The sequence below is a fragment of the Nonomuraea sp. KM90 genome (genome assembly GCF_052246675.1).
Classification (GTDB): Bacteria; Actinomycetota; Actinomycetes; order Streptosporangiales; family Streptosporangiaceae; genus Nonomuraea.
Window position 1 is genome coordinate 38,811 of the sequence record NZ_JBQQCB010000043.1, and the last position, 12,870, is coordinate 51,680.

Here is a 12,870-nt window from a genome sequence, read left to right on the forward strand (position 1 = left end):
ATGCGGATCACGGTCTCCGTGAACGGGCAGCCGTACACCAGGGACGTCGAGCCGAGGCTGCTGCTCGTGCACTTCCTGCGCGACGAGCTGGGCCTGACCGGCACCCACTGGGGCTGCGACACCTCCAACTGCGGGGTGTGCACGGTGCAGCTCGACGGCGTGCCGGTCAAGTCGTGCACCGTGCTGGCCGTCATGGCCGACGGGCACGAGGTGACCACCGTGGAGGGCCTGGAGCGCGACGGCGAGCTGGACGCGGTGCAGAAGGGGTTCGTGGAGTGCCACGGGCTGCAGTGCGGGTTCTGCACGCCGGGCATGCTGCTGACCGCGCGCTGGCTGCTGGACCGCCACCCCGATCCCGACGAGGGCCAGATCCGCGAGGCCATCTCGGGACAGCTGTGCCGGTGCACCGGCTACGAGAACATCGTCCGCTCGATCCAGTGGGCCGCGGCTTCTGATGCCGCCGGGTCCGAGCCCGCGACCAGCGTGGAGGCCACGTCATGAGCTACGGCCGCATGCAGCGCAAGGAGGACGCCCGCTTCATCAGGGGGCGCGGCAACTACACCGACGACGTACGGCTGCCCGGCATGTTGTACGGCGCCGTCCTGCGCAGCCCGCACGCCCACGCCAGGATCGTCTCCATCGACACCAGCGCCGCCGAGGCGCACCCGAAGGTCAAGGCCGTCATCACCGGCCAGACCCTGGCGGGGCTGAACCTGGCCTGGATGCCCACCCTGTCGCAGGACACGCAGGCCGTGCTGGCCACGGACAAGGTGCGCTTCCAGGGGCAGGAGGTCGCGTTCGTGGTGGCCGAGGACGCCTACTCGGCGCGCGACGCGCTGGAGCTGATCGACGTCGAGTACGACCCCATCGACGCGGTCGTCGACGCCAGGAAGGCCCTCGACCCGGGCGCCCCGGTCATCAGGGACGACCTCGAAGGCCGTACCGACAACCACATCTTCGACTGGGAGGCCGGGGACCGGGCGCGGACGGACGCGATCTTCGAGCAGGCCGAGGTCCGGGTCGAGCAGGACCTGATCTACCCGCGCGTGCACCCGGCCCCGCTGGAGACGTGCGGCGCGGTCGCCGACTTCGACAAGGTCACCGGCAAGCTCACCGTCTGGTGCCCGACGCAGGCGCCGCACGCGCACCGCACGCTGTACGCGATGGTGGCCGGGCTGCCCGAGCACAAGATCCGGGTGATCTCGCCGGATATCGGCGGCGGCTTCGGCGGAAAGGTCGGGATTTATCCGGGATATGTCTGCGCGATCGTCGGCTCGATCGTCACCGGCAAGCCGGTCAAGTGGATGGAGGACCGCTCCGAGAACCTCATGAGCACCGCCTTCGCCCGCGACTACCACATGCGCGGCGAGGTGGCCGCGACGCGCGACGGCAAGATCCAGGCGATCAGGGTGAAGGTGCTGGCCGACCACGGGGCCTTCAACGGCACCGCGCAGCCGACCAAGTTCCCGGCCGGGTTCTTCCACGTCTTCTCCGGCTCGTACGACATCGAGGCCGCCCACTGCGAGGTCACCGGCGTCTACACGAACAAGGCCCCCGGCGGCGTCGCCTACGCCTGCTCCTTCCGCGTCACCGAGGCCGTGTACCTGGTCGAGCGCATGGTGGACGTGCTGGCCGCCGAGCTGCGCCTGGACGCGGCCGAGGTGCGCATGCGCAACCTGCTGCGCCCCGAGCAGTTCCCGTACCACTCCCCCACCGGCTGGGAGTACGACTCGGGCGACTACCCGAAGGCGCTGCGCCTGGCCATGGACATGATCGGCTACGACAAGCTGCGGGCCGAGCAGGCCGACAAGCGGGCCAGGGGCGAGCTGATGGGCATCGGCATCAGCTTCTTCACCGAGGCCGTCGGCGCGGGCCCGCGCAAGCACATGGACATCCTCGGCCTCGGCATGGCCGACGGCGCCGAGCTGCGCGTGCACCCGACGGGCAAGGCGGTGCTGCGGGTGTCGTGCCAGTCGCAGGGGCAGGGGCACGAGACCACGTTCGCGCAGATCGTCGGGCAGGAGCTGGGCATCCCGGCCGACGACGTGGAGGTGGTGCACGGCGACACCGACCAGACGCCGTTCGGCCTGGGCACGTACGGCTCCCGCTCCACCCCCGTCTCCGGCGCCGCCACGGCGCTGGTGGCCAGGAAGGTGCGCGACCGGGCCAAGATCGTGGCCGCGGCCATGCTGGAGGCGTCCCCGGACGACCTGGAGTGGGCCGACGGCAAGTGGTCGGTGGTGGGCGACCCGGGCACCGGCCGGTCGCTGGCGGAGATCGCGCTGGCCGCGCACTCCAACCTGGAGCTGCCCGAGGGCGTCGAGGGCCACCTGGACGCCGTCACCGTCTACAACCCGCCCAACCTCACCTACCCCTTCGGCGCCTACATCTGCGTCGTGGACGTCGATCCCGGCACCGGGCAGGTCAAGGTGCGCAGGTTCGTGGCCGTGGACGACTGCGGGGTGCGGATCAACCCGATGATCGTCGAGGGGCAGATCCACGGCGGGCTGGCCGACGGGGTGGGCATGGCGCTCATGCAGGTGATGGCGTTCGACGAGGACGGCAACCACCTGGGGGCCTCGTTCATGGACTACCTGCTGCCGACCGCGATGGAGTGCCCGTCGTGGGAGCTGGGCGAGACCGTGACGCCCTCGCCGACGCATCCGATCGGGGCCAAGGGCGTCGGCGAGTCGGCCACCGTCGGGTCGCCCCCGGCCGTGGTCAACGCCGTGGTGGACGCGCTCTCGACGTACGGCGTGCGGCACGCGGACATGCCGCTCACCCCGGCGAACGTGTGGCGCGTCATCAACGGCGACCCGTTCCGCACGGACCTGGCGATCCCGTGAGCGAGTTCATCGGCATGCCGGCGCCCCGCCCCCGCGGCGGGCCGTCGGCCTCGCCGGTCCCGCCGGGCCCACTGACCCCGCCGCCGGGGGCCGGCCTGGACGACCGTGCCGCGCGGCTGCGGTCGGGGCGGGAGCCGTACGTGCTGGCCACCGTCGTGCGGGCGCAGCGGCCGACCAGCGCGAAGGCGGGCGACCGCGCGCTGGTGCTGCCCGACGGGACGATCGAGGGGTTCGTCGGAGGCACCTGCGCCACCGACACCGTACGCGCGCAGGGCCTGCGCCTGATGCGCACCGGGCAGGCCACGCTGCTGCGGATCACTCCCGAGGCGGAGCAGCCGCACGAGGAGGAGGGCCTGGTCGCGGTGGGCCAGCCCTGCCTGTCGGGCGGCACGCTGGAGATCTTCCTGGAGGCCGTGCTGCCGCCCACGCTCGTCCACGTGCACGGCGACAGCCCCATCGCGCGGGCCTTCGCCGACGTCGGCAAGGCGCTCGGCTACACGGTCGAATCGGGCATGACGCCCATCGCCCCCGACACCACGGCCGTGCTGGTCGCCTCGCACGGGGTGGGCGAGGAGGCGGTCCTGGCGGAGGCGCTGGCCGAGGGCGTGCCGTACATCGGGCTGATCGCCAGCCGCAAGCGGGGCGCGGCGGTGCTGGCGCGGGTGAAGGGAGGGGAACGGGTGCATGTCCCGGCGGGTCTGGACATTGGGGCCAGAACGCCTGGTGAGGTGGCAGTTTCCGTGTACGCGGAGATCATCGCACTTCGCTGAGCCGGGGTATCAGCGGGCGGCAGCCGGGTACGCCAAGAAATGGAAAAACGCAGCCCCGGGAAGCCCCTTCCGCTACTCGGAGAGCGAAAGGGAACTTGATGCCGACGGAAACGGCCAGCCACCTACCGCACGTGCACACGGTGACGGACGAGCGCCCCGCGTCCCAGCCGGGCAGCCTGGAGAGGGGGATCGACATCCTGCTCGCGCTCAGCGCGGCCTCCCGCCCGGTCACGCTGTCGCAGCTCTGCCGGAGCACGGGCCTGCCCAAGTCCACCGCGCACCGGATCCTGGGCGTGCTCTGCTCGCGGGAGCTGGCCCGGCGGGTGGGCAACGCCTACCTGCCCGGCGAGCTGCTGGAGTCGATGGCGGGCATCACCCGCGCGCGTGTCCCCGGCACGCGGCAGTTGGTGCTCCCCTACCTGCTCTACCTGTACGAGACCACCAGGCAGACGGTGAACCTGGCCGTTCCCTCGGGCCTGGAGGCCCGCTACGTCGAGCGCCTGTACGGCCACAACCGGGTCTGCTCGCGCTCCGACAGCCTCGACCGGGCGCCGCTGCACTGCACGGCGACCGGCAAGGCGCTGCTGGCCTTCGACCCGAAGCTGCGCCAGGAGCTGCTGGCGCGCGGCTCGTTCGAGCGGATGACCCGCCGCACGATCACCACGTTGGCCGGGCTCGAACGCGAGCTGGCCCAGGTCCGCAGGCACGGCATCGCCTACTCCCAGGAGGAGTACACCGAGGGCGTGGCCTGCGTGGCCGCGCCGGTGTTCGGTCCTGGCGGGCGGATCTGCATGTCCCTCGGCGTGGCGGCGCCCGCCCATCTGGCGCCGCTGGCCAAGCTGAGCATCTCCGTACGCGGCGCCGCCCAGGCCATCTCGGCGATGCTCCTCCGCCTGTGACCCTTGTTCCGGTCACCGGAACGTCGGCAGATCTTGAGGCCGAAAGTGTTCCAGTGACCGAAACCCGTGATTGCGAACGCGGTCCCCGGGGCGATCACATCGACGCATGACCTTCCCACCCGCCCCGCGGGACCGAGCCCTGCGGGAGGCCGAACGTGCCTAGGGGTCTGCCCAGGGCCACCCTGCTGGAGAGCCTGCGCCTGGCCACCCTGGTGCCACCGGGCACCCCGCACGTGACGCACGGCCGCGACCCGCTGCGCTCCCGCGCGCTCCTGGCCGCCTTCGAGGCCCGCTACGGCGGGCGTCCCGTGCTGGTGCGCGGCCTGCGCCGCTCCGTCCTGCTCGTCCTGTCCAAGCGCGACGCCCTGCGCGTGCTGTCCGACGGCGACGCCTACGCCCCCGCGCTGGAGGAGCGCCCGTTCGGCCTGCCCACCGACGTGCTGCGCCCGCGGTTCATCGAGATCGCCGCGCAGGAGGCCAAGGAGCTGACCAGCGGCGTGGTGGACCACGCGCGGGTGAACGCCTGCTGGCAGCGGGTGGCCCGGCGCTGCGTCTACGGCGACGGCGCGGCCCGGGACGAGGAGCTCACCCGGCTGCTGGCGGGCGTCACCCGGGCCGGGCGGTGGCGGGCCCGGCGGCGCCGGGAGATCCTTTCGGGCCGCTACGACGCGCGCATCATCGACCACCTGCGCCGTGCCGAGCCCGGCAGCCTGGCCGGGCTGATCGCCGAGACGCCGGAGGCCGAGTCGCGCGGGCTCATGCAGGCGGCGTACTGGCTGATGGGGCTGGGCTCGACCGCGGCGGGGCTGACGCAGACCCTGGCGCTGCTGGCCATCCACCCGGCCCACCGCAAGGCGGCCCGCCACGACCCCGACCGCCTGCGGGCCTGCCTGCGCGAGGGGCTGCGCCTGTGGCCGCCGGTGCCCGCGCTGTCGCGGGTCACGACCGCCGAGACCGAGTGGTACGGCACCGCCCTGCCCGCCGGCACCACCGTGCTCGTGCCGATCGAGGCGCACCAGCGCAGCGCGCGCCTGCCGTACGCGAACACGTTCGCGCCCGAGATCTGGCTGGACGGCACCGCCGCGGACGAGTGGTGGGCCCGGCCGGGCTGCGACGGCGTGCACCTGACGCTCGCGGTCGGCACGGCCTTCCTCGGGGCCGTCCTGCGCACCGCCCGCCCCAAGCCGGTCGGGCGGTTGCTGTCGCCGCACCGGCCGCTGCCTCACACGATCGACCTGTCGCGGCTGCGGGTGTCGATGCGCCCCCTGCGGCGCGACCCTGCTCAGGGCTAGTGGCCAACGGGCAGGCCCTTCCTCCGTTAGAGTCTGGGGTACAAACGGGCGGAACGGTTCGGGTTGCCAGAGAACGAGCCGGCGGGAGGATCGGTTCGGGTTGAGACGCGATGACGACGGCGAGAGGACGGCGACGTTGGGGCGCTCGGCAGGCACTCCTCTGCAGCCGGAAGACCCGCCGGCGATCGGCCCCTATGAGCTGATCAGCCGTCTCGGCTCCGGCGGGATGGGCGTGGTCTACCTCGCCAAGGCCGCCGACGGCCCGCGCGTGGCGCTCAAGGCGATCCGCCGCGACTACACCGCCGACCCCGTCTACCGGGCGCGCTTCCACGAAGAGGTGTCCAACGCGCGCAAGGTGGCCTCGTTCTGCACGGCCCGCGTGCTCGACCACGGCGAGGACCGCGGCGTCCTCTACCTCGTCACCGAGTACATCGACGGCATCTCCCTCGAGGACCACCTCATCGAGCACGGCGCGCTGTCGCCGTCGGTGCTGCACGCGGCGGCCGTGGGCGTGGCCGCCGCGCTGACCGCGATCCACGCGGTGGGGCTGGTGCACCGCGACCTCAAGCCGGCCAACGTGATGCTGACGCTGGCGGGGCCGCGGGTGATCGACTTCGGGCTGGCACGCTCGACCCACGTGGACTCCCGGCACACCAACGCCGGCATGGTGATGGGCACGCCCGGCTGGATCGCTCCCGAGCAGGTCTTCGAGGGGCGCACGAGCCCGGCGGGCGACGTGTTCGCGTGGGGGTCGCTGATCGCGTACGCGGGGCTGGGCGGGCATCCGTTCGGCGAGGGCGACGCCTACGTGATGGCGGCCAGGGCCCGCAGCGCGCCGCCGGACCTGCGCGGGCTGCCCGCGCCGCTCGACCGGCTGGTCGCGGCGGCCATCCACCCCGACCCGGCGCGCCGGCCCCCGGCCAAGCAGTTGCTGCTGGAGCTCGTGGGCGCGGCCGACGAGCCGGCCGCGCAGCTCGCCGCCAGCAAGCACCTCACCAGCGCCTGGAACCCGTCGGAGTTCGGGCCGCTGATGCCGCACCCGATGCCGCCCGACCGCACCGGTCCCGTCCCCGGCCATCTCGCCCAGCCGCCCCAGTCGCCTCGGCCCCCCGAGGCCCACGGTCCGCGCCAGGCGCCACCGGCCGAGCGCACCGGCCCGACGCCCGGGTCGTCCCGCGCCCCGCAGCCGCCTCCCCCCGCCGAGCGCACGGGTCCCACGCCGGGCTCCTCCCGGGTGCCGCAGCAGCCACCGCCCGCGGAGCGCACGGGGCCGACGCCCGGGTCGTCCCACGGGCCGCGACAGCCCTCCCCCGCCGAGCGCACCGGACCGACCCCTGGCTCGTCCCGGGTGCCGCAGCAGCCACCGCTCGCCGAGCGCACGGGCCCGACACCGGGCCCTACGCCGGGCGGCTCGTCCCGCCTGCCGCAACAGCCGTCACCGGCCGAGCGCACGGGGCCCAGGCCGGGCGGCGCGCGCGTGCCGCAGGGGCCGCCGCCGGCGCGCGGGCCGTTGCCGCACCAGACCGGGCAGGTGCCGCTCCCCCACCAGACGGGCCAGGTGCCGCTGCCGCACCACGCGACCACCGGTCAGGGACGGCTGCCGGGCTACCGTCCCGCCCGGCCCAAGCGCGGCGTGTTCGCGGGCTGCCTGACCGCCCTGGTGATCGCGGTCGTGGTGATGGTGGTGCTGCTGGCCGTGCTGGCCTGGTTCTTCCGCTCGACGGCGGCCGGGGAGGACGGGCCGGTGCAGGACGGCAAGCTGCGCTTCGCCGTGACCGGCTCCGAGTGCCCCAAGCCCGCCAAGGCGGCGGCGAAGCGAACGTGCCAGGTCGGCGTGCAGGTCAGGAACGTCGGCGAGGAGGCCAGGGTGCTCGACCCGGGCCAGCAGAAGCTGATCGACGAGGACGACACGCTGCACGGCGGCACCAGGCTGCTCGACAAGGGCGGCAAGGAGATCACCCCGATCCGCATCGAGGCGGGCCAGACGTTCACCGGTGCGCTGGTGTTCGAGCTGCCGAAGAACCTCGACCCGACGGGGATCGAGGTGCACGACTCGGGGCAGAGCACCGGAGCCCGGCTCAACCTCGACTAGCGGCGGCTCCAGCACGCTCGCCCGCCACCGTTGCACCGCCGACCACCGCTGCGCCGCCTCACCGCCGCTGCGCCGCCGACCACCGGTGCACTGCGTGCCCGCAGCGGCCGGAGCCGGAAGCGGCGGCCTCGGCCCGGCCACGCCGGAAGGCCCGGACCCGGCCGGGCCTAGAAGCCGCGGGCCGGGGTGACCACGCCCTCCAGCGGAAGGCCGTCCCGGAAGCGGTGCACGTTCGCGGTGACGCGCTCGGCCAGGCCGCGCCAGTAGGCGGGACGGGGGTTCGCGCTGTGCGGCGTGATCAGCACGTTGTCCAGCTCCCACAGCGGGTGGCCGGCCGGCAGCGGCTCGGGGTCGGTGACGTCGAGCGCCGCCCCGCCGATGTCGCCCGCGCGCAGCGCCGCCACCAGGTCGCCGGTGACGACGAGGCCGCCTCTGGCCACGTTCACCAGCCACGCGTCCGTGCCCATGAGCTCGAACTCGCGCGTCCCGAACATGCCCCGCGTGCCCGGGGTGGCGGGCGCCGAGACGACCACGTAGTCGGCCCCCGGCAGCGCCTCGCGGTAGCGGGCGCGCGGGAGCACCTTCGCCGCGCCGGGCACGTCACCGCTGTCGCTGACCGCCACCACCGTGCAGCCGAACGGCTCCAGCATCCGGATCAGCGCCCGGCCGATGCCGCCGCAGCCGACGATCGCGACCGTCGAGCCGGCGAACACCCTGGAGGTGTTGGGTCCCCACGTCGTGGCCCGGGCCGCCCGGTGCAGCCCGCGGGCGGCGGCCAGCATCAGGGCCAGCGCGTGCTCGGCCACCGCAGGGCCGTAGGAGCCGGTGGCGGCGGTGAAGACGGGATGCTCGGTGATGACCCCGGCGTCGGCCCAGCGCTCGACGCCCGCGTGCGGGAGTTGCACCCAGCGGATGCCCTCGTGGAGCATCGACCGCACCTCGGCGGGGTCGTCGCTGCCGTAGTAGACGATCGCCTCGGCCTCCGCCAGCGGCACGACGCGGCCTCCCGCTTGGCGTACGGCGTCGATGAGCACGGGCACGGGTTCCGGGCCGACGTGAACGGCGACGGTCATCGGGCGGCCTCCCGGTCAGAGGATGTTGATCACGTGTGAGCATATATCGCCCAGGTTGTCCGGATGCTCCGCGCCCCTGACGCTCCGGCCAGCCGTCCGTCGTCCCTGAGCCCCCGCACGGCTTTCCCCCCGCAGTTGGCGGGCGTCCTTTTGAGAGTGGTGTGGCGTGAGGCGAAAGCTCATCGGCACTGAAGGCGTCGGACGGGGGGCGCGGGACGCGGGGGCGCACGGGCGGGGGCGCGGGGTTTCAGGTGGGGAGGGGGCAGGCGGTGCCGTCCAGGATGCGTTCGACCTCGTTGCGGGCCGCCGCCACGATGGAGCCGACCGCCTGGGCCGCCTCCGCGCCGCGGCCGGCGGCGATCGCCTCGGCCACGTCGAGGTGGCGGCGGACGGCCGGGTTGTCCAGCCGCTCGGGCAGGAGCAGCAGGTCGCGCCGGCCCACGAGGAGTTCCTCGGTCACCTCGGCGAGCTGGGCGAACATGCCGTTGCCCGAGGCGCCGAGCAGGACCCGGTGGAAGGCGGCGTCGGCGGTCACGAACGCCTCGCTGTCGCGGGCCCGCGCCGCGCCGATCAGGGCCCGCGCCTGCGCGATGAGCTCCTGCCGCTCGCCGGGCGCGGCGTGCCCGGCCGCCAGCGCCGCCGCGGCGGGCTCGACCGCGGCCCGCAGCTCGGCCAGCTCGCGCAGTTGCGCCTCGCGCCGGGGCGAGGCGAGCCGCCAGCGGATCACCTGGGGGTCGTAGAGGTTCCACGCGGACTCCGGGCGCACGGTGACGCCGACGCGGGGGCGGCTGGTGACCATGCGCTTGGACTCCAGCACGCGTACGGCCTCGCGGGCGACCGTGCGCGAGACCCCGTACCGCTCCTGGACGTCCTCCAGCCGCAGCACCTCGCCCGCGCGGATCTCCCCGGCCGCGAGCGAGCACCCGATCCCGTCGACCACCTGCCCGTGCAGGCCCTGAAGCCCCATGACGGTCAGCGCGCCCGGGCGAGCCGGGCCAGCAGCGCGGTGACCCGCTCCCCCGCCGCCTGCGCGCCGCCCGAGGTCAGCGCCGAGCCCATGCCGCAGGCCACCGCGCCGGCCGCGATCCAGTCAGGCGCGTTGTCGATGGTCACGCCGCCGGTGGGGATCGCGGGCAGCTGCGGCAGCGCGGCCCGTACGTCGCGCAGCCACGACGGCGACACGGCGGAGGCCGGGAAGAGCTTCACCGCGTCCGCGCCCTCCTCCAGGGCCCGCACGATCTCGGTCGGCGTGGCAACGCCGGGGAACACGGGCACGCCGTAGCGGTGCCCGGCGCGGATCACCTCGGGATGCAGGTTCGGCGAGACCAGGAAGCGCGCGCCGGCCTCCACGGCGGCGCGGGCGGCGGCGGCGTCGAGCACGGTGCCGGCCCCGACCAGCGCCTCGGGCCGCTGCTCGGTGAGCCGCGCGACGGCGGTCAGCGCGCGCGGCGTGGTGAGCGCCACCTCCACGGCCTTCAGCCCGGCGTCCAGCACGGCCTCGGCGGCGGCCACCGCCTCCTGCGGCCCCGCGCTCCTGACGATCCCGAACACCCGCTGCGCGGTGACGGCCTCGACGATTTCCCAGCGGTACATGACTTCCCTTCCTGGCGTTCTCATCAGCGGTGCACGGTCTCGCCGGCCCCGGTTTTCGAGGCGGTGAACGAGGCCAGCGCGCGGTCCAGGCCGGCCCGGTCGGGCAGCCCGTCGGTGTCGTTGGCGCACTGCACCACGAGCGCCGCGACGGCCGCCGCCTCGCGCAGGCACACCTCGTACGGCGCCCCGCGCAGCAGCCCGGACAGGAACCCGGCGGCGAAGGCGTCCCCCGCCCCCACCGGATCCGTCACGGGCACCGGGAACGCCTCCTGCCGCAGCCCGCCGCACGTGGCCGACTTGTCGCGGTGCTTGACCACGACGAGCCCGCCCAGCCCGGCCGGGTCCACGCCGAGCAGCTCCAGCTCGTCCTCCCCCGCCAGCACCACGTCGGCGCGGCCGAGCAGCGGCGCGACCCGCTCGCGCCACTGCGCGGGCGCGCCCAGTTTGAGCCGGATGTTCGGATCGAACGAGATCAGCGCGCCCGCCTCGGCGGCCAGGTCGAGCAGCCGGAGCGTGGCCCGGTGCGCGGAGTCGGACAACATCGGCGTGATGCCGGTGACGTGCACGAGCCTGGCGCCGCTCAGCATCCCGGGAGCCAGCTCCTCCGGGGCCAGCCTGGAGGCGGCCGAGCCGGCGCGGTAGTACTGGACGTCGATGGCCCTGGCCGGGTGGCTGTCGCGCAGCAGCAGCCCGGTCGGCGCGTGCGGGTCGGTGACGGCGTGGCGGGTGTCGATGCCCTCGGCCCGCAGCATGGCCAGCACGGACTTGCCCGCCGGGTCCGCGCCGACCCGGCCCAGCCAGCGCACCTCGTGGCCCAGCCTGACCAGGCCGGCGGCCACGTTGCTCTCCGCGCCGGCCACGGACCGGCGGAACGCGGTGGCGCGCTCCAGGGGGATGCCCGGCTCGGCCAGCATCAGCAGCATCGCCTCGCCACAGACCACGACGCTCACAGCTCGTACCTCTCGATCACGGCGGAATAGTACTATCAAATGACCTTATATCGCGACTTATCCCCTCAAACGGGCTCCCTTGACCACAAGCCGCCCATGAGGAACGCTGAATCCGGAGACCGATGCCGGGGGCTCAACGCGTGAGGCGTCCATTCATCACCCTGCTGGCCGCCAACGCCCTTTCCGTGACCGGGAGCATGCTCTCCATCCTCGCCATCCCGTGGTTCGTCCTGGAGATCACCGGCAGCGCCGTGCTGACGGGCGTGGCCTCGTTCGCCACCACCTTCCCGATCGTCATCTCCGCCGCCTTCGGCAGCGCGCTGGTGGACCGGCTCGGGTTCCGCGTCACGAGCGTGCTGTCCGACCTGGCCAGCGGCCTGATCGTGCTGGCCGTCCCCGCGCTCTACCTGACCACCGGCCTGAGCTACCCGCTCCTGCTGCTGCTCCTGTTCGTCCGCTGGCTGGCGGCCACGCCCGGGGAGACCGCGCGCAAGGCCATGCTGCCCGACCTCGCCGGGATCGCCGGGGTGCGGATCGAGCGGGCCACGGCCGCGTACGACGGCGTCTACCGCGGGGCCGCGATGGTGGGCGCGCCGCTGGCCGGGGTGCTGATCCTGTGGCTCGGGCCGAGCCTGCTGCTGCTCGTGGACGGGGTCACGTTCCTGCTGTCCGCGCTGTTCATCGCCGTCGGGGTCCCGCGTGTCAGCCGGCAGCGGCGCGAATCCGGCGGGTACGTGAGCGACCTGCGGGCCGGGCTGACCTTCCTCCGGCACGACCGGCTGCAGCTGAGCGCCACCGCGATGATCGTGGTGGTCAACCTGCTGGACACGGGAGTGACGCAGGTGCTGCTGGTGCTGTACGCGCGCGACGTGGCCGGCGACCCGCGGGTGTTCGGGCTGCTCACCGGCGTGCTGGGCGCGGGCGCGGTGGCCGGCACGATCGTGTACGGCACGGCGGGCCACCGATTACCCATGAGGCTGACCTATGGGCTGTGCTTCCTCATGGCCGGGGTCCCGCGCGTGCTGGTGCTGGCCGTGGGCGCGCCCTTCCCCGCCGTGCTCGCCGTCACCGCGGTGTCGGGGTTCGCGGCCGGCGCGATCAACCCCATCCTGGGCATCCTCCAGTACGACCGGATCCCCGCCCCGATGCGGGCCCGGGTGATCGGCACCATGACGGCGGCCGCGTACGCGGGCATGCCGGTGGGCGGGCTGCTGGCCGGCTCGCTCACCGCCCTCACCGGCCTCGACGCCACCCTCCTGGCCTTCACCTGCGTCTACGTGGTGATCTCCGTCCCGCCCTTCGTCTGCCGGACCTGGCGGGAGCTGGACCGGCGGCAGCCGGCCAGGATGTGACGG

Annotated in this window: 11 protein-coding genes; 7 read left to right on the plus strand and 4 right to left on the minus strand. The window is 74.1% G+C overall.

Annotated features, from left to right (window positions below; translation table 11 throughout):
* The 6 genes from ACTWPW_RS33040 (at position 1) to ACTWPW_RS33065 (ending at position 7,899) form a co-directional block, all read left to right on the plus strand.
* The gene (locus tag ACTWPW_RS33040) at positions 1-501 is read left to right on the plus strand and encodes a (2Fe-2S)-binding protein (protein WP_375116486.1); all 501 of its coding nucleotides are present in this window, start codon (positions 1-3) and stop codon (positions 499-501) included.
* On the plus strand, positions 498-2,846 hold the full coding sequence (locus ACTWPW_RS33045) for an aerobic carbon-monoxide dehydrogenase large subunit (protein WP_364112336.1): 2,349 nt from the start codon (positions 498-500) through the stop codon (positions 2,844-2,846). Before ACTWPW_RS33040 ends, ACTWPW_RS33045 begins: the two co-directional genes overlap by 4 nt.
* Complete coding sequence (locus ACTWPW_RS33050) at positions 2,843-3,616, plus strand: XdhC family protein (protein ID WP_443170901.1); 774 nt, start codon at positions 2,843-2,845, stop codon at positions 3,614-3,616. Before ACTWPW_RS33045 ends, ACTWPW_RS33050 begins: the two co-directional genes overlap by 4 nt.
* Before the next feature lie 98 nt (positions 3,617-3,714).
* On the plus strand, positions 3,715-4,515 hold the full coding sequence (locus tag ACTWPW_RS33055; protein WP_375116488.1) for an IclR family transcriptional regulator: 801 nt from the start codon (positions 3,715-3,717) through the stop codon (positions 4,513-4,515).
* A 155-nt stretch (positions 4,516-4,670) separates the two neighbouring features.
* A complete protein-coding gene (locus tag ACTWPW_RS33060) occupies positions 4,671-5,807 on the plus strand; it encodes a cytochrome P450 (RefSeq protein WP_443170902.1) in 1,137 nt (378 codons plus the stop codon).
* 100 nt (positions 5,808-5,907) lie between these two features.
* A complete protein-coding gene (locus tag ACTWPW_RS33065) occupies positions 5,908-7,899 on the plus strand; it encodes a protein kinase domain-containing protein (RefSeq protein WP_443170903.1) in 1,992 nt (663 codons plus the stop codon).
* A gap of 167 nt (positions 7,900-8,066) precedes the next feature.
* Here ACTWPW_RS33065 and ACTWPW_RS33070 read toward each other — a convergent pair whose 3' ends face one another.
* The 4 genes from ACTWPW_RS33070 to ACTWPW_RS33085 all read right to left on the minus strand — a co-directional run bounded on the left by ACTWPW_RS33070 (position 8,067) and on the right by ACTWPW_RS33085 (position 11,515).
* Positions 8,067-8,972 (minus strand): D-isomer specific 2-hydroxyacid dehydrogenase family protein, encoded by a 906-nt coding sequence (locus ACTWPW_RS33070; protein WP_443170904.1) that lies wholly within the window; start codon positions 8,970-8,972, stop codon positions 8,067-8,069.
* Positions 8,973-9,219: 247 nt separating this feature from the next.
* Positions 9,220-9,939, minus strand: a complete 720-nt coding sequence (locus ACTWPW_RS33075; protein WP_375116492.1) for a FadR/GntR family transcriptional regulator — start codon at positions 9,937-9,939, stop codon at positions 9,220-9,222.
* 5 nt (positions 9,940-9,944) lie between these two features.
* A complete protein-coding gene (locus ACTWPW_RS33080) occupies positions 9,945-10,565 on the minus strand; it encodes a bifunctional 4-hydroxy-2-oxoglutarate aldolase/2-dehydro-3-deoxy-phosphogluconate aldolase (RefSeq protein WP_364112322.1) in 621 nt (206 codons plus the stop codon).
* 23 nt (positions 10,566-10,588) lie between these two features.
* Positions 10,589-11,515 (minus strand): sugar kinase, encoded by a 927-nt coding sequence (locus tag ACTWPW_RS33085; RefSeq protein WP_443170905.1) that lies wholly within the window; start codon positions 11,513-11,515, stop codon positions 10,589-10,591.
* Between the two features lie 140 nt (positions 11,516-11,655).
* Here ACTWPW_RS33085 and ACTWPW_RS33090 point away from each other — a divergent pair, with 140 nt between their 5' ends.
* Positions 11,656-12,867, plus strand: coding sequence for an MFS transporter (locus tag ACTWPW_RS33090; protein WP_375116494.1), 1,212 nt, complete (start codon positions 11,656-11,658; stop codon positions 12,865-12,867).
* The last annotated feature ends 3 nt before the right edge of the window (positions 12,868-12,870 follow it).